Source organism: Allobosea sp. FG18 (assembly GCF_057809495.1).
Window position 1 is genome coordinate 210,336 of record NZ_JBMDKB010000003.1, and the last position, 15,760, is coordinate 226,095.

Sequence of the window (15,760 nt, forward strand, 5' to 3'; positions counted from 1 at the left end):
ACGCTAGACGCAGCGATGGAGATGACGTGTGGCGACGATTGACGAGGCAAGGCTGATCCGCAAGGCGGTGGCGGCGGATGAGCCGCGCATCCGTGCGATCCGCATGGGCGTGCGCGAGAACATCCTGAGCGACCCCTCGAAGGTCACGGACGAGGATGTGGCCTGGTATCGCGACAACGCGATCTTCCTCGTTGCGGAAGACGCGGGCGAGATCGCGGGCTTCGCCTGCGCCAACCATCAGACCGGCCTGATCTGGGCCCTGTTCATCGATCCGGCGCAGGAGGGGCGGGGCCATGGCCGCGCTCTGATCGATGCGGCGCTGGCCGGACTGAAGGCTGCGGGCCATGCCCAGGCCTGGCTCGAAACCGGTGCCGGCACGCGGGCGGAGCGCTTCTATCGCCGCCATGGCTGGCGCGACATGGGGCGCGGTCTCGACGGGCAGATCGTCTTCACCCGATCGTTGTCGCAGGAGGAGCCGCTGACGGCCTGATCTCGGACGCGCGCTTCAGCCCCGCGCGGCCGCGCCGGTCGGAGCTGCGGTCTGGGACAACTTGAGCCTGTACTGCTCAACCGGCAGGCCGCCGACGCCCCAGTCGTCGAGGCCGACTTCGTCGATGACCACGAAGGTGGTGGCCGGGTTCTTGTTCAGGACCTTGCTCAGAAGGTCGGTGACGCCGGCGATGAGCGCGGCCTTCTGATCTGCCGTGGCCCCTTCGCGGGTGATGCGGATGTTGACATAGGGCATGGATGTTCCTTCACGGGTTCGTAAGTGTTCAGGCGGCGGACGCGAGGTCGAAGTGGAAGACCTTGGCGATGATGCGCCACTCGCCTTCGAGCTGGACGAGACTGAGCAGGTCAGTAAAGCGCTTCTCTCCGATGGCGCACTCCACGCGGGCCAGTGCGGTGACCGGCCCGGCGAAGGCGATCGAGATGATCCGATCGCGCCGCTTTTCCTGACGGCTCGCCGGGGAGGGGCGGGCCGCCACCATCGGCAGATAGGCATCCATGGTCATGTGGGTCAGCCGTCCATCGGTCGCGCAGGCGTAGATCGCCTGCGGATGGAAGGCGCGGCCCAACAGGGCCGCATCGCTGTGGTAGAGCCCGTCGAAATAGCGGCCGAGCACGGCCTCGATCGGGGCGAATTGCGAGGTCATGCGCTGCGCCTCGTGTCAGGCGGCGAGACGTTCGGCGCTCAGCGCTTCCCGGACGCTATCCCTGTCCGCGACGCGCTCCAGCAGGGCTTTCAGACGTGGCCAAGTCGACAGCGAGATCTCCTTGCCCTCGGCCCAGCTGGTGATGACGAAGAGATAGATGTCGGCGGCGCTGAAGGTGTCTCCGAGCAGGTAGTCGCGTCCGTCGGCGAGCTTTGCCTCGACATAGCCGAGGCGCCGCGCGATCGCTGCCCGGGCTTCCTGCCGCCCGGCCTCGTCCGTCCGGGGATGAAACAGAGGCGAGAATGCCTTGTGCAGTTCGCTCGATATGAAAGTGAGCCATTCCTGCAACCGTGCCCGCTCGAGCGTCGCTGGCTGGGGAGCAAGGCCGGCGGAGGGGGCGAGGTCGGCGATATACTGGACGATCGCCGCGCCTTCGGTCAGGACGTCGCCATCATCGAGCTTCAGCGCGGGAACGTAGCCCTTGGGATTGATCGCGGCGAAACTCTCGCCGCTTGCCGTCCTGCCGGTGGAGATATCGACCTTTTCGAGGGTGAAGGGCAGGCCGGCCTCGCGCAGTGCGATATGGGGCGAGAGCGAGCAGGCGCCGGGAGCGAAGTAGAGCTTCATGGTGGTTCATCTCCGTGGATTGGTGATGCGCCATGGTTAGATCCCTGAAATAACCTTTGTATACCTCGTTACTTGTTGTAACTGCATTTTCCGGTATCCTCGCGGTTACCAGAGGTTTGCTGCATGGCTTTGAAAATCCGTAGGAATCGCTCACCCGAGCCACCGGAGGCCTGCGATGTCGGCACCTGCATGCAGGTGCTTGGCGGAGCCTGGACGCCGAACATCATCTGGTATCTGAGCGGGGGGCCACGGCGCTTCGGGGAGCTCAGGCGCGACATCCCCATGATATCGGCCAAAATGCTCAGCACCCGGCTGCGCAGTCTCGAGGTCAAGGGGGTTGTGCGGCGGCGCGTCCTGTCGGGCTCGCCGCCCTCGGTCGAATACGCGTTGACGCCACTTGGCCGCGACTACATGCCGGCGATTCAGGCGATCGCGGAGGTCGGCGCCAAGCTCAAGGCTCTTGCGCGCGGGCAGGCATCCTGACCGGGCAGGGCCCGCTGGCCGCGCGAACATTTCAGCGATGTCAGCCGGCGAGCGCGACCCGGCTGACGGCGGCCATCGGCCCGTCGAAAACGCGGACGCAGTCGCCTCCGGCCATGCCGGCGACCTGAAGCGCGGCCTCGGCCTCCGCGAAGATCTCGTTCTGCTCGCGATAGCCCTCCGGTGTCAGCAGGGCCGCGCCGATCGAGAGCGTGAAGTCAATGACGAGATTGCCGCGCGGCATCGGCCGGCACAGCAGTTTGCGTGTGCCGGAGAGCATCGAGGCGAGGTAGCCCTTGTCGCCGGGCATGCGCAGCAGCAAGGCGAAAGCGCCGGGGCCGGTCTGGTCGATGGCGAGCGCATCGGGGAAGAGCCGGCGCAGCCGCTCGCCGAAATTCCGGATCACATCGTCGCCCGCGGAGCGGCCGTAATTCTCGACGAGAGTCGCGAACCGATCGATCCCGAAGATGGCGAGGGCGAAGCGCTCGGGCTCCCGGCTACGTTCGTATCGGGACTGCCGAAGAGCATCGATGAAGTTGCGGCGCGCTGCGAGGTTCGTCGATGCGTTCGCCCGCACCAGCGTCGCGGTTTCGCTCCACAAGCCCTTCTCGGCGGTGACGTCCTGCTTCGAGCCGAAGATGCGGATCGGGCGGCCATGCTCGTGGCCGACACCGACGATGAGGCGCATCCAGCGCTTCTCGCCATTGGCGGCTCGGATGCGGCAATCCAGCGCGAAGCCCTGGCCGGTGCTGATCGCCTTGCTGCGGAGTTGGTTCATCTCGCGGCGCGAGCGTTCCTCATAGAGGTCCAGCGTTGCGCTGCGGTAGATGGCAGAGCCGCGCTGCAGGCCGAACAGGTCGTAGACGCCGTCAGTCCAGCTCAGCGATTCATTGGCGAGGTTGCATTCCCAGGCGCCAACGGCTGCGGCCGCGGTCGCGCGATCGTAGAGGGACTGCGTCGCCGCGGTGAGCTGCTGGCTGTTCACGGTCCGCCTCCTGACTGCCTCAAAGGCAGCCTAGGGCGGGCAGGGTTAAGCGACCCTTGCGCAGTGCAAGAAAATCCGCCGCCTCACTCGCGTCTGAGCGCCTCGATCGGATCGAGCCTTGCGGCTCGCCGCGCCGGGTAGAAGCCGAAGAACACGCCGATCAGCCCGGAGACGCCGACCGCGATCAGGATGGTCTGGACCGAAATCACCGAAGGCCAGCCGGCGACATGGGCGATGATCAGCGCCGCCGCGATGCCGAGCCCGACGCCGACCGCGCCGCCGATTGTCGCGAGCGTCGTCGCCTCGATCAGGAACTGGGTCAGCACTGCGCTCTGGCGAGCACCGACCGCGAGCCGGAGGCCGATCTCGCGCGTGCGCTCGGTCACCGAGACCAGCATGATGTTCATGATGCCGATGCCGCCGACGAGGAGCGAGACGGCGGCGACCGCGGCCAGCAGCCAGGATAGCGTGGTCGCGGCAGCGGTCGCGGTGTTGGCGATCTCGGTGAGGTTGCGGACGATGAAGTCGTCCTCCTGATCCTCCATCAAGCGGTGACGCTGGCGCAGCAGCGCGGTGACCTCGGCGATCCCCGGCGTGATCGCTTCCTCGCTGGCGAATTTGACCATGATGCTCTGGACCGAGCGGTCGCGAGCATAGTTTCGCCCGACGATGCGGCGCCGGCCGGTGTCGAGCGGCACGAAGATGACGTCGTCCTGGTCCTGCCCCAGTGCCGACTGGCCCTTGGCTGCCATCACGCCGATGACCTTGAAGGGCACGTTGCGGATGCGGAACTGCTGGTCGAGCGGGTTTTCCTCGCCGAAGAGGTTTCGCGCGACTGTCTGGCCGATCACGGCGACGATCTCACCCTTGCGCAGCTCCTCGGGCTCGAACAGCCGGCCTGCGCCGATCTCCCATTCGCGGGCGGCGAAGAAGTCGAGATCGGTGGCGGTGATCTGGGTCGACCAGTTGGCGCCGGCATAGACGGCCTGCGCACGGGTGACCAGGACCGGCGCGGCAGCCGTGACGTCCTCGACCTCGCGCAGGATCGCGGCTGCGTCCTCGTCGGTCAGCGTCGAAGAAGCGCCGGCGCCGAGCCTGACGCCACCCTGCGTGACGTTGCCGGACTGGATGATGGCGAGATTGGCGCCGAGCGACTTGATCTGGCCGGTGACGCGCTCGCGAGCGCCGGCGCCGATCGCCACCATGGCGATGACGGCGGCGACGCCGATGATGATGCCGAGCATCGTCAGCGCCGAGCGCAGGGCATTGGCACCGATGGCGGACAGCGCCGAGCGGATCGCTTCGGTCAGGCTCATGCGGCGGCCTCCGGTAGGCCGATCCCGGCATCGAAGGCGGCGAGCGCGGCGCGGGCGTCGGCCGGCTCCTGCCTGAGATCGCTGAGCAGGTGGCCATCGCGGAAGCGGATCAGCCGGCGTGCGTGGCGGGCGACCTCGGCATCATGCGTGACGAGGACGACGGTGACGCCCTCGCGGTTCAGATCCTGGAAGAGGGCGAGGATTTCCAGCGCGGTGCGGCTGTCGAGTGCGCCGGTCGGCTCGTCGGCGAGCAGCAGGCGCGGCTCGTTGACCAGCGCGCGCGCAATGGCGACGCGCTGCTGCTGGCCGCCGGAGAGCTGCATCGGGCGGTGATGGGCGCGCTCGGCCAGGCCGACGCGGGCGAGCGCTGCAAGCGCGCGCCGTTTTCGCTCGGCGCGGGCGACGCCGGCATAGACCATCGGCAGTTCGACATTGGCGCAGGCATCGATGCGCGGCAGCAGGTTGAACTGCTGGAAGACGAAGCCGAGCTTGCGGTTGCGCAGTTCAGCGAGCCCATCGCCCGATAGGGTTTCGACCGCGACGCCGTCGAGCATGTAATGGCCGCCGCTCGGCCGGTCGAGGCAGCCGATCAGATTCATGAAGGTCGATTTGCCCGAGCCTGACGGGCCCATCACCGCGACGAGATCGCCGGCCTCGATCGCGAGCGAGACCCGGTCCAGCGCCGTGACGCGGCCGGAATCGAGATCGTAGACGCGGGAGAGGTCACGGGTTTCGATCAGGGGCACGGCGAGGCCCTCAGAACAGCCGTGGGCCGCGGGCGCGGGAGGCAGGCGGTTCCGGCGCGGTCGTCAGGCGCGGACCGCCGCCGGTCACGACCTGCGCGCCGTCCTTGACCTCGCCGCCGAGCAATTCCGTGAAGGCACCGTCGGTCGGGCCGAGTATGACGGGCACGGGCTTGGGCTGGCCGGCTTCGTCCAGCACATAGACCCGGCCCGGAACGCCCTGGCGCGGCGCCCCGCGACCCTCCTGCATGATCGCCTCGAACTTAGCGCGGCGTTCGGGATCGAGCACAGCGCCGATCTTCGTGACGATCTCCGTCCGCGCCGCGCGGAAGGCGGCGCGCCGCTCCTCCGGCGAGAGCCCGGCCATGGCCTCACGGTTGCCGCGGCGCTCCTTCAGGATCTCGGCGATCGCCTGCTTCTGCTCGGGCGTCGGCTGCAATTCGGTCTCGATCCGCTCGCGCAGGGCGTTGGCTGCGCGTGGCCCGCGCTCGCCGGCATCCGGCAGCGCTACAGGGCCGGTGCCCGAGCCTGCAGGGGCGGCACCTGCCGCGCCGGCCGGGCGGAAGCGCAGCGCGGCATTGGGCACGCGCAGCGCATCCGGCCGGTCCTCGGTCACGACCTGAAGATTGGCGGTCATGCCCGGCAGGAGCGCCATGTCGCGGTTCTCGACGCGGATGATGCCGGTATAGGTGACGACGTTCTGGATGGTCTGGGCGCCGAGCCGGACCATCTCGACCCGGCCCTGGAAATTGCGGCTGGGATAAGCGTTGACGGTGAAGGAGACCGGCTGGCCCGGCTTCAGCCGGCCGACATCGGCCTCGTCGATATTGGCGTAGATGTCGATGGTGCGCAGGTCCTGCGCGATCTGGAACAGCGTCGGCGAGGAGAGCGAGGCGGCGACGGTCTGGCCGAGATCGACCTGGCGCTGGACCACGACGCCATCGACCGGCGAGCGGATCTGCGTGCGTTCGAGGTCGATCAGGATGTCGCGGAGCTTGGCGTCGCGGCTGCCGATCAGAGCCTGGCTGGCCTGAACCTGCCCTTCGGCGAGCTGGATATCGGCATCGAGCCCCCTGAGCTCGGCGCGGGCAGAGGCGAGCTGGGCTTCGTTCGAGGCGAGCGAGGCGGTCTGGACCTCGACCTGCGTGCGGGCGGTGTCGAGATTCTGCTGCGAGCCCGTGCTGCGGTTGAAGAGCTGGTCCTGCCGCTCGAAGGTGCGCCTGGCATCGGCGAGCTGGGCCGAGGTGCGGGTACGCTGGGCTTCGAGATCGCGGATGATCGAGTCGGCCTTGATCCGGGCGGCGCGGGCGCGTTCGAGCTGGGCGTTCTTGACCACGAGATCGGCCTTGGCCTGTTCGAGATCGGCCTGGGCGGCATCGCGGCGCGTCCGGATCTGGTCGCTTTGCAGGCGGGCGACGACCTGGCCGGCCTTCACCTGCGAATTATAGTCGGCGAGGAGCTCGACGATCTGGCCGGACAATTGCGAGCCGACGAGGACGGTCGTGACCGGCGTCAGCGTCCCGGTGGCGCGCACGGCGGCGGTGATGCGGCCGCGATCGAGGGCAGCCGTGCGATAGGGCGGCTCATTGGCGTTGCCGCCGGCCGGGCGCAGCGCCCAGTAGCCGCCGGCCGCGGCAAGCACGATCAGCCCGGTTCCGATCAGCCATTTGCGCAAGGTCGCTTCCCCAATCCCGGCAGCCTTTGGCGGCCGCTAGGGAAGAGCTTGCCAGAAAGCGGGCCGTCCGGCGAGTTAACTTCCTGCAATCTTTGGCTTAGCTACGCTTCAGGCGGTGCGGCTCGCTTGCGTCGCGGCGAGCAGGTCGCGCAGCGTCGTGATCGTCGAGGAATCGGCGACGCCGTCGACCTTCTCCTGCCGCCAGTGGCGCTGGAAGGCGGCGACCACCGCTTCCAGCTTCTCGTCGAAGACACCATCGACGGTGACGCCATAGCCCAGCATCGCGAACATCGCCTGCAAGGCCTCGACCGGCTGGCCGCTTTCGCCGCGGGCGAAGAAGCGCCCGCCGCGGATCGGGGCAGGCTCCGTCCAGAGGCCGACGCCGGCCTCACTGAGCCGGCGCCACGGGAATTTCTCGCCGGGATCGATCTTGCGGCCGGGCGCGATGTCGGAATGGGCAAGCACGCGCTCCGGCGGGATGGACCAGCGCTCGCAGATGTCGCAGCAGAGGTTGAGCGTCGCGGCGATCTGCTCCTCGGGATAGTCGGGCAGGCCGCCGGGATGGCCGGGATTGGCGATCTCGATGCCGATCGAGCAGGAGTTGATATCGGTCTCGCCGGCCCAGTGCGAGGCGCCGGCATGCCAGGCGCGCCGGCCCTCCGGCACGAGCTGGAGCGTGTGGCCGTTCTCGAAGACGAAGTAATGCGACGAGACTTGCGCCACCGGGTTGCAAAGCCATTGCAGCGCTTCGCCCGCGACCGGCATGCCGGTGTAATGCAGGATCAGCATGTCGGGCCGACGGTCCGGCGTGCCGTCGGGGTGCTTGCGCTCACCGTGGTTCGGCGAGGGAAAAATCTTCGAGGCGAAGCGGCTGTCGGGCTTGGCTGTGTCGGTCATGCGTCGGCCTTAGCGCATTGTGTGATCGTGATGGAACCGCGCCGTCATCCCGGGCGACCGAAGGGAGACCCGGGATCCATTCCTGAGCATGTCCGATTGAGGTTCAGGCATGGATCCCGGATCGGCGCGGCTAACGCCGCTTGTCCGGGATGACCCGCGTATTGTCCGAGAAGCCTGGATTCAAGCAGGTTGCGGCGCGAGGCTGCGGCTCATGCCGCGTTCCTTCTGGATTGCGTCCCAGGCGGCATTGATGGCGGCGATCCGGCGCGTCGCGATGGCGATCGCTTCCTCCGGCAGGCCGCGGGCGATCTCGCGGTCGGGATGGGTCTCGGCGACGAGGCGGCGGTAATGGCGCTTGAGCTCGGCGTCGTCCATCTCGCGGCTGGCGCCGAGCACGAGATAGGGATCGTCGGGCCGGCGGGCATGGCGGGCCTCGATCCGGGCGAAATCACTCTCGGCGATGCCGAAGATGCCGGCGACGGACTGGAGATAGGCGTGCTCGGCCTCATGGATCGCGCCATCGGCGGCGGCGATCAGGAAGAGCCCGTCGAGCACGTCCTCCAGCAGGGCCGGCTCGTCCTTGAAGGCGCCGGCGATCTGCGTGGCATAGGCCTCGAAGCCGGCGCTGGTCTGCTTGGCGAGATCGAACAGGGCCTCGATGCGCTGCTGCTGGTCGGGCGGGACCTCGACGATGCGGCGGAAGGCGGTGATCTCGTCGCAGGTCACGACGCCGTCCGAGCGCGCCATCTTGGCGGCAAGCGCGACGAGGCCGGTGGTGAAGACGAGCTCGCGCGGAGCCGGGCCGAAGGGCGCGCCCTCGCGATCGACCAGGACATGGCCGGCGAGCGCGCCGACGAGGGCGCCGAGCGGGCCGCCGATCACGAGCCCGAGCCCGCCACCGCCAAGAGCGCCCCAGAAAGAGGAAGCCATCACAAAACCGATCCCGGTGAATCCGAATGCGCAGATGATGGGAGAAGGGGGCTTATCCGCGCAAGAGCGCCCGGTGCGGCGGCCTGCCGCGCCCAAAAAGCACATCCGGCCGCGAATGAGGCCGAAATGCGGCAGCTGATTCGCCTGCTTGATTCGTACCCGGAGGCGGGGAGCCGGCGAAGTTTTTCGAGTGACCGAATACATATGAATACTGAATAGTTAAATATAGAATAAATTCCTGTTTACGCTAATTGTTGCTTGTTTTTCTGTGGAATGTGACAGATTATCGACACATTCGACCATCAGTTGAGCGCCCCCATCGGCCAGTCATGGCGCAATGGGGTTCAATTCGACATGCGATATATCTGTGGTGGTCTCGCGACTGCGTGCCTGATTAGCCTCTCCGGGGTGGCCTTGGCTGAGGATTTCGTCAACGCGGAAACGGACCCCAGAGCTATCGTTCTCCGCGACGCCGAGATCGCCCGCGCCAAGGCTGCCGAAAGCAAGGGCGAGGATGTCCAGGCCGAGGCTCCCAAGGCGAAGTCCGCTGCCCGCGCGGCCAAGGCGGAAGCCGTCAAGTCAGAGACCGAAAAGCACGAGGCCCGCGCCAGCCGCGCGCTTGCCGCTCCGGCCGGCTCCGAAGGCATCAAGGCCATCGTCGCGCGCCATGCGGCTGCCAATGGCGTGCCGTTCTCGCTCGCTGATGCCGTCGTGCGCGTCGAGAGCCGCTACAATCCGCGGGCTTCGCATGCCGGCAATTACGGCCTGATGCAGATCCGTCACCAGACGGCGCGCGGCATGGGTTATTCCGGCAGCGCGGGCGGGTTGCTCGATGCCGAGACCAATGCCCGTTACGGCATGAAATACCTCGCCATGGCCTACAAGATGGCGGGCGGCGATACCTGCCGCACCATCATGAAGTATCAGAGTGGCCATATGGCGACCCGGATGAGCGGCGCCAACCGCACCTATTGCGCCAAGGTGCGCACGATCACCGCCCGCAACTGATCTTTCCGGCGCGCCTGCGCTTGACGCGGGCGGCGCCAGCGCGCATTCCCCCCCTCGCCAGTCGGCCGGACGGCCGCTCTCGCTCGCGAGGGAGGAAAGTCCGGGCTCCACGGAAACACGGTGCCGGATAACGTCCGGCGGGGGCGACCCCAGGGAAAGCGCCACAGAGATCGAACCGCCCTGCGCTGGAGAGTTTCGGCTTTTCCGGCAGGGTAAGGGTGAAAAGGTGCGGTAAGAGCGCACCGCGGACCCGGCAACGGGGACGGCATGGCAAGCCCCACCGGGAGCAAAACCGAATAGGGACGATGCTGCCCGCGCAAGCGGGGAGGGGCAGGTTTCTGTGCCTTGTCGTCCGGGTTGGTTGCTCGAGGCGCGCAGCAATACGCGTCCCAGAGGAATGGCCGTCACGTCGGGGGAGCGATCCTCCGGCCATCCAGAACCCGGCTTACAGGCCGACTGGCACCTCGACCGTCGTGAATTCTACTCCGGCGGGCATCCGACGCGGCTTTCTGCGCTTCCGGTGCTCACGAACCGATGTCCGCTGCGCTCCGGTTCTCGATAGCCGCGCCGGCTGCCTCACCGGAGCGAATTCCCGATCGGTCTCAGGGCTCGATCAGCGTGCGCCGGAATACCTGTCTCAGGCCACCGTCGTCTCGACCGGAATGTTGCCCTTCGTCGCATGCGAGTAGGGGCAGACCACATGGGCCTTCTTAACGAGGTCCTCGACCGCGGCCTTGTCGAGGCCAGGCACCGAGACGGTCAGCTTCGCGGTGATGCCGAAGCCCTGGCCGTCGTCGCGGGCGCCGATGCCGATATCGGCCGAGACCTTCGCGTCATCCGGGATCTTCACCTTCTCCTTGCTGGCGACGAACTTGAGCGCGCCGAGGAAGCAGGCCGAGTAGCCCATGGCGAAAAGCTGCTCGGGATTGGTGCCTTCGCCGCCGCCGCCGCCGAGTTCCTTGGGGGTGTTCAGCACGAGCTTGACGTTGCCGGTGTCGGTCGCGGCCTGGCCTTCGCGGCCGCCGGTGGCGGAACCATGCGCGGTATAAAGTGTCTTCATGATCGATCTCCTTGCTCGCTGGGTTGATGGTTGTCTTTTAGATTTTGCACAATTAAATTGTCAACAATTAATTTGGGCAAGGCAAAGAGCGGTTGATCGCGGGGCTGCTTTCGGCTTTCCGTGGAACAAGGTGATCGGCGAGGGTGTGATGGCGAAGCAGGACAGGGCCGGGGAGGGTGTGCCGCGTCTGGAGCAGCAGCTCTGTTTTGCGATCTATCAGGTTGGCCATGCCTTTAATCGGGCCTATCGCCCGATCCTGGCGGCGCTCGGGCTGACCTACCCGCAATATCTCGTGATGCTCGTGCTCTGGGAGCAGGATGGGCTGACGGTGAAGGATCTGGGCGAGCGGCTGATGCTCGATTCCGGCACGCTGACGCCGCTGCTGAAGCGGCTCGAAGCCTCCGGCCTGATCCGGCGTGAGCGCGATGCGCGCGACGAGCGGCAGGTGCGCATCCATCTCGCCGAGAAGGGCGAGGGGCTGCGCGAGCAGGGGCGCTGCGTGCAGGATGCTGTCGGCGAGGCGCTCGGCGGGACGGCCGGCGATGCCGGGCGGTTGCGCGATCAGCTCGGCCTCGTCCGCGATGCGCTGCTGGCGTCGGCGCGCGAGGAGGGCTGAGGGGCGCGTCCGTCGTCGCAGGCGCTACATTTGTCATTCCGGGGCTTCGCGTAGCGAAGAATGCGGAGTCCACGACTGGGTGGGCGGCTCGCAGCGCGCGTAAAGCGTCCCGCCCAGCCGCGGGTTCTGGGTTTGCGCCTGCGGCGCGCCCCGGAATGACAGCCGTGATGCGCTCCGATGGCCTGCGGATCGGCGCCGCTTTGCGGGTCGCCGAAAATAACGGCCCGCTTTCGTAAATATTTTTCGCATCGCTGAAGCGATTTTCTGCCTGCCCATAGGGCCGGGCGACGCCGAATTGCGCGTGCTTACGGATACTTAACCTTAACGAGCTGTGATGCCGGAGAGTCCTCGTGGGTGCGCCGTTGCACCCGCGATTCCATTGACGCCCATATAGGCCCATGCTATCCCAAATCATCCCGTCGAAGCCGGCAGGCAAACCAAGGGTCAGGCTCCGTGTGCCGCGCGGAATTTGGCTTGCCGGACTGCCTTGCCCGCTTCGACGGAGAGTCCTTTCGCCGCTTGCCCATCTCAGCGGTGGCGCCTTGAAGAGCAGGCCGGGAGGCGGCGTTGATGGACCGCTTCGTCTCGAATTTCACGAACCGGCTCGACGCCAAGGGGCGCGTCTCCATTCCCTCGAGTTTCCGGTCGGTGCTGGCCAAGGACGGCTACGAGGGTCTCTATGTCCATCAGGGGCTCGACCTGCCGGCGCTGGATGCCGGCGGCAACGCGCTCAGGGCCACGATCGACGATATCCTCGCGCGCTTCTCGCCGTTCTCGGACGAGTGGGAATTGCTCTCGACGGCGCTGAACGGCACCTCGGAGGTGCTGAGGATCGACACGGAGGGGCGGATGGTGCTGAGCGAGGCGCTGAAGGCGCATGCCGGTATCGGCGACGCCGTGACCTTCGTCGGCCACGGCCACAAGTTTCAGATCTGGGAGCCGGAGCGGTTCCGCGCGCATCTCGACGCGGCGCGGACGCGTTTGCGCGACGTGAAGCGCACGCTCGGCAGTTTGACCATTCCAACGGGAGGCACGGGCACATGACGGACCATGGCGACCGTTCCGGCGGAGCCATTGGCGGACCGGTTCGTCATGTGCCCGTGTTGCTCGCCGAGGTTCTGGCCGCGCTCGCGCCGCAGGCCGGCGGGCGCTATCTCGACGGCACCTTCGGGGCAGGAGGCTATTCGCGCGCGATCCTCGATGCCGCGCCGGATGTGACCCTGCTGGGGCTGGACCGCGACCCGACGGCGATCGCCGGCGGTGCCGATCTCGTCGCCGAGATGGCCGGACGCCTGACGCTGTCCCAGGCCAATTTCGGCGAGCTTGCCGAGGAGGCCGAGCGCTTCAAGATGGCGCCGCTCGACGGTGTCGTGCTCGATATCGGCGTCTCCTCGATGCAGATCGATCAGGCAGAGCGCGGCTTTTCGTTCCGCTTCGACGGGCCGCTCGACATGCGCATGAGCAGCAGCGGGCAGAGCGCGGCCGACCTCGTCAACGAGGCCGAGGAAGGGCTGCTCGCCAATATCTTCTATCACTATGGCGAGGAGCGCCGCTCGCGTGCCGTCGCCCGCGCCGTGGTCGAGGCCCGCCGCAAGGCGCCGATCGCGACGACCAAGCAACTGGCCGATCTCGTCGCCGGCATCGTCTGGGGCGAGCCCGGCGGGGCGCATCCGGCGACGCGCGTGTTCCAGGCGCTGCGTATCGCCGTCAATGACGAACTCGGCGAGCTGGTCCGGGCGCTGCATGCGGCCGAGGCCGTCCTGAAGCCGGGCGGGCGACTGGTCGTGGTGACCTTCCATTCCCTGGAAGACCGTATCGTCAAGCAGTTCTTCGCCGAGCGCTCCGGCCGGGTGCCGGCGGGCTCGCGTCATGCGCCGGCGGTTGCCGCCGCGCAGCCGACCTTCAGGCTGGTCGCCAAGGGTGCGGTCGCACCGTCCGAGGCCGAGATGCGGGCCAATCCGCGGGCGCGCTCGGCCAAGCTGCGTGCTGCCGAACGCAACGAGGCGCCGGCACGCCGGGCCGATGCCGGGCTCGTCGCGCTCTCCACCGTCCCCGACCCGCAGCCGCGCCGGAGGCCCTGAGCGTGATCAAGCTCCTGCATGTCATCGCCATCGGCGCGCTGGTCTCCTCGGCGGTCTATGCCTATTCGATCAAGTACGAGACGACGCTGGCGACCGAGCATCTCCAGAAGCTCAAGTCCAAGACCCAGCGCGAGCGCGACGCTATCGCCGTGCTCAAGGCCGAGTGGCAGTTCCTCAACCGGCCTGACCGCGTCCAGATGCTGGCGGAGCGCCATCTCGACCTCCAGCCCTTCGTGGTGACGCAGGTGGTCAAGCCCTCGGACATCCCGAACCGCGGACCCAAGGTCGATACCATCGGCCGCAAGCTGGAGGATCTCGGGCTCGGACTGCCGACCGAGACACCCAGGAACACCAGGGCGGGCGCGACCACGCCGGGGCCGATGCCATGACCGAGCCGACACGAAACGAGGTTTCGATGGAGCAGCAGCACCAGGCCGCCGAGGGCGTGGTCAAGCGCGGGCGCTTCGCCTGGCTGCGCGACGTCTTCCGCATGAGCGGCGAGAAGAGCGAGCCGCGCGTCGGGCTCGTCATCCTCGGCTTCTCGGCGCTGTTCCTCGCGATCACAGGCCGGCTGGTCTATCTCGGGGTCGCCCCGAACGAGCAGGTGGGCTTACGCCGCGCCACCTCCAATGCCATTTCCGCCGCCCGGCCCGACATCGTCGACCGCAACGGCGAGGTGATGGCGACCGATATCCGCACGGTCTCGGTCTTCGCCGAACCGCGCCGCATCCTCGACAAGGACGAGGCGACCGAGCTTCTGACGGCGGTGCTGCCGGATCTCGACGCCAAGGATTTGCGCGACAAGCTCGGCACCAAGAAGGGCTTCGTCTGGGTCAAGCGCGAGATCACGCCGCGCCAGCAGGCGGAAGTGCATCGCCTCGGCATCCCCGGCGTCGGTTTCGTGCCCGAGAACAAGCGCGTCTATCCGAACGGCAATGCCGCCGCCCATGTGCTCGGCTTCGCCAATATCGACAATGTCGGCATCGCCGGCATCGAGAAATACATCGACTCGCAAGGCCTGCAGGACCTGAACGGAGCGGGATTGGCGACCGAGGCGTCCGATCTCAAGCCGGTCAAGCTGTCGATCGACCTGCGTGTCCAGCACCTGCTGCGAGACGAACTCTCTAAGGGACTGGAGCGCTTCAAGGCCATCGCCGCCGCCGGCGCGATCATGGACGTGAACACCGGCGAGGTGCTCGCGCTGGTCTCGCTGCCCGATTTCGATCCGGGCAACCCGGTCGACGCGCTGGAGAAGGACCGGATCAACCGGATGAATGTCGGCGTCTACGAGATGGGCTCGACCTTCAAGGCGCTGACCATCGCGATGGCGCTGGATTCCGGCAAGGCCAACATCAATTCGAGCTATTCGACCGCCGGTGGCATGATGCGGTTCGGCCGCCAGGTCATCAAGGAGTACCACGGCACCGGACGGACGCTCACCGTGCCCGAGGTTTTCCTGAAGTCGTCGAACATGGGCACGATCAAGATGGCGCTGGCCGTCGGCGTCGACGGCCACAAGGCCTTCCTCAAGAAGATGATGCAGCTCGACCGGATGACGACCGAGCTGCCGGAAAGCGCGGCGCCCATCGTTCCGCAGCGCTGGGGCGAGATCAACACCGCGACCATCGCCTTCGGTCACGGCCTTGCCGTCGCGCCGCTGCAGGCGCTGACCGCGGTGGCGGCGCTGGTCAATGGCGGCTACCTGATGAAGCCGACCTTCCTGAAGCGCTCCGAGGAGGAGGCGCGCCAGGTGGCGACCCGCGTCATCAAGCCGGAGACCTCCGAGGCGCTGCGCTACATCATGTGGCTCAACGGCGAGAAGGGCTCGGCCCGCAAGGCGAGCGTCGACGGCTATTTCGTCGGCGGCAAGACCGGTACGGCCGAAAAGGTCATCAACGGCCGCTACGCCAAGAACAAGAACTTCACTACCTTCACGGCGATCGCCCCCTCCGACAAGCCGAAATACCTGTTCCTCGCGATCTATGACGAGCCGAAGGGCTATGCTGAGAGCGGCGGCTATTCGACCGCGGCCTGGAATGCCGGCGTGACCACGGGCAAGGTGATCGAACGCGCCGGGCCGATCCTGGGGCTCAACCCGCGCTTCGACCCGCCGCTGGCGCCGTTCCCGCTGATGGCGCGGCTCGGTGCCTGGGGTTCGCGCTGATCTCGACTTAATAACGGTGACCAT

Annotated in this window: 18 protein-coding genes and 1 other RNA gene; 9 read left to right on the forward strand and 10 right to left on the reverse strand. The window is 67.2% G+C overall.

The genetic code is table 11. From position 1 onward, the window contains the following. The first annotated feature begins 28 nt into the window (after window positions 1-28). Complete coding sequence (locus tag ACODTJ_RS05090) at window positions 29-490, forward strand: GNAT family N-acetyltransferase (RefSeq protein ID WP_454656125.1); 462 nt, start codon at window positions 29-31, stop codon at window positions 488-490. 15 nt (window positions 491-505) lie between these two features. Here ACODTJ_RS05090 and ACODTJ_RS05095 read toward each other — a convergent pair whose 3' ends face one another. Genes ACODTJ_RS05095 through gstA form a run of 3 tightly spaced genes read right to left on the reverse strand, consistent with a single transcriptional unit; the run spans window position 506 to window position 1,781 of the window. Continuing rightward, entirely contained in the window at window positions 506-745 is a 240-nt protein-coding gene (locus ACODTJ_RS05095; RefSeq protein WP_454656126.1) for a tautomerase family protein, read from the reverse strand. A 28-nt stretch (window positions 746-773) separates the two neighbouring features. Beyond that, a complete protein-coding gene (locus ACODTJ_RS05100; RefSeq protein ID WP_454656127.1) occupies window positions 774-1,154 on the reverse strand; it encodes a nuclear transport factor 2 family protein in 381 nt (126 codons plus the stop codon). A 15-nt stretch (window positions 1,155-1,169) separates the two neighbouring features. After that, on the reverse strand, window positions 1,170-1,781 hold the full coding sequence (gene gstA, locus ACODTJ_RS05105; RefSeq protein WP_454656128.1) for a glutathione transferase GstA: 612 nt from the start codon (window positions 1,779-1,781) through the stop codon (window positions 1,170-1,172). Window positions 1,782-1,904: 123 nt separating this feature from the next. Here gstA and ACODTJ_RS05110 point away from each other — a divergent pair, with 123 nt between their 5' ends. After that, window positions 1,905-2,264: a winged helix-turn-helix transcriptional regulator gene (locus ACODTJ_RS05110; protein WP_454656129.1), complete on the forward strand. Its 360-nt coding sequence runs from the start codon at window positions 1,905-1,907 to the stop codon at window positions 2,262-2,264. A gap of 40 nt (window positions 2,265-2,304) precedes the next feature. Here ACODTJ_RS05110 and ACODTJ_RS05115 read toward each other — a convergent pair whose 3' ends face one another. From ACODTJ_RS05115 to ACODTJ_RS05140, 6 genes are all read right to left on the reverse strand, one after another. Next, complete coding sequence (locus tag ACODTJ_RS05115) at window positions 2,305-3,246, reverse strand: diguanylate cyclase domain-containing protein (RefSeq protein WP_454656130.1); 942 nt, start codon at window positions 3,244-3,246, stop codon at window positions 2,305-2,307. Between the two features lie 83 nt (window positions 3,247-3,329). After that, window positions 3,330-4,562 (reverse strand): ABC transporter permease, encoded by a 1,233-nt coding sequence (locus ACODTJ_RS05120; RefSeq protein ID WP_454656131.1) that lies wholly within the window; start codon window positions 4,560-4,562, stop codon window positions 3,330-3,332. Continuing rightward, the gene (locus ACODTJ_RS05125) at window positions 4,559-5,308 is read right to left on the reverse strand and encodes an ABC transporter ATP-binding protein (RefSeq protein WP_454656132.1); all 750 of its coding nucleotides are present in this window, start codon (window positions 5,306-5,308) and stop codon (window positions 4,559-4,561) included. Before ACODTJ_RS05125 ends, ACODTJ_RS05120 begins: the two co-directional genes overlap by 4 nt. 10 nt (window positions 5,309-5,318) lie before the next feature. Further along, on the reverse strand, window positions 5,319-6,980 hold the full coding sequence (locus ACODTJ_RS05130) for a hypothetical protein (protein ID WP_488847776.1): 1,662 nt from the start codon (window positions 6,978-6,980) through the stop codon (window positions 5,319-5,321). A 108-nt stretch (window positions 6,981-7,088) separates the two neighbouring features. Then, window positions 7,089-7,877 carry a peptidoglycan recognition protein family protein gene (locus ACODTJ_RS05135; RefSeq protein ID WP_454656134.1) on the reverse strand — a complete coding sequence of 263 codons (789 nt, stop codon included), beginning with the start codon at window positions 7,875-7,877 and terminating at the stop codon, window positions 7,089-7,091. 180 nt (window positions 7,878-8,057) lie between these two features. Continuing rightward, window positions 8,058-8,807: a TerB family tellurite resistance protein gene (locus ACODTJ_RS05140; RefSeq protein WP_454656135.1), complete on the reverse strand. Its 750-nt coding sequence runs from the start codon at window positions 8,805-8,807 to the stop codon at window positions 8,058-8,060. Between the two features lie 414 nt (window positions 8,808-9,221). On the opposite strand from ACODTJ_RS05140, the gene ACODTJ_RS05145 reads away from it, so the two are divergent. Beyond that, window positions 9,222-9,815, forward strand: coding sequence for a lytic transglycosylase domain-containing protein (locus tag ACODTJ_RS05145; protein WP_454656136.1), 594 nt, complete (start codon window positions 9,222-9,224; stop codon window positions 9,813-9,815). A gap of 57 nt (window positions 9,816-9,872) precedes the next feature. After that, window positions 9,873-10,279, forward strand: an RNA gene (rnpB, locus tag ACODTJ_RS05150) — RNase P RNA component class A. A 173-nt stretch (window positions 10,280-10,452) separates the two neighbouring features. On the opposite strand, the gene ACODTJ_RS05155 is transcribed toward rnpB, so the two are convergent. Then, window positions 10,453-10,875 carry an organic hydroperoxide resistance protein gene (locus ACODTJ_RS05155; protein WP_454656137.1) on the reverse strand — a complete coding sequence of 141 codons (423 nt, stop codon included), beginning with the start codon at window positions 10,873-10,875 and terminating at the stop codon, window positions 10,453-10,455. A gap of 148 nt (window positions 10,876-11,023) precedes the next feature. Between ACODTJ_RS05155 and ACODTJ_RS05160 the strand changes: the two genes are divergently transcribed. From ACODTJ_RS05160 to ACODTJ_RS05180, 5 genes are all read left to right on the forward strand, one after another. Next, complete coding sequence (locus ACODTJ_RS05160) at window positions 11,024-11,491, forward strand: MarR family winged helix-turn-helix transcriptional regulator (protein WP_454656138.1); 468 nt, start codon at window positions 11,024-11,026, stop codon at window positions 11,489-11,491. Window positions 11,492-12,061: 570 nt separating this feature from the next. Next, entirely contained in the window at window positions 12,062-12,535 is a 474-nt protein-coding gene (locus ACODTJ_RS05165; RefSeq protein ID WP_454656139.1) for a division/cell wall cluster transcriptional repressor MraZ, read from the forward strand. Beyond that, window positions 12,532-13,572: a 16S rRNA (cytosine(1402)-N(4))-methyltransferase RsmH gene (gene rsmH / locus ACODTJ_RS05170; RefSeq protein ID WP_454656140.1), complete on the forward strand. Its 1,041-nt coding sequence runs from the start codon at window positions 12,532-12,534 to the stop codon at window positions 13,570-13,572. Before ACODTJ_RS05165 ends, rsmH begins: the two co-directional genes overlap by 4 nt. Window positions 13,573-13,574: 2 nt before the next feature. After that, window positions 13,575-13,961: a cell division protein FtsL gene (ftsL, locus tag ACODTJ_RS05175; RefSeq protein WP_454656141.1), complete on the forward strand. Its 387-nt coding sequence runs from the start codon at window positions 13,575-13,577 to the stop codon at window positions 13,959-13,961. Between the two features lie 26 nt (window positions 13,962-13,987). Further along, the gene (locus tag ACODTJ_RS05180) at window positions 13,988-15,736 is read left to right on the forward strand and encodes a peptidoglycan D,D-transpeptidase FtsI family protein (RefSeq protein ID WP_454658964.1); all 1,749 of its coding nucleotides are present in this window, start codon (window positions 13,988-13,990) and stop codon (window positions 15,734-15,736) included. Window positions 15,737-15,760 lie beyond the last annotated feature (24 nt).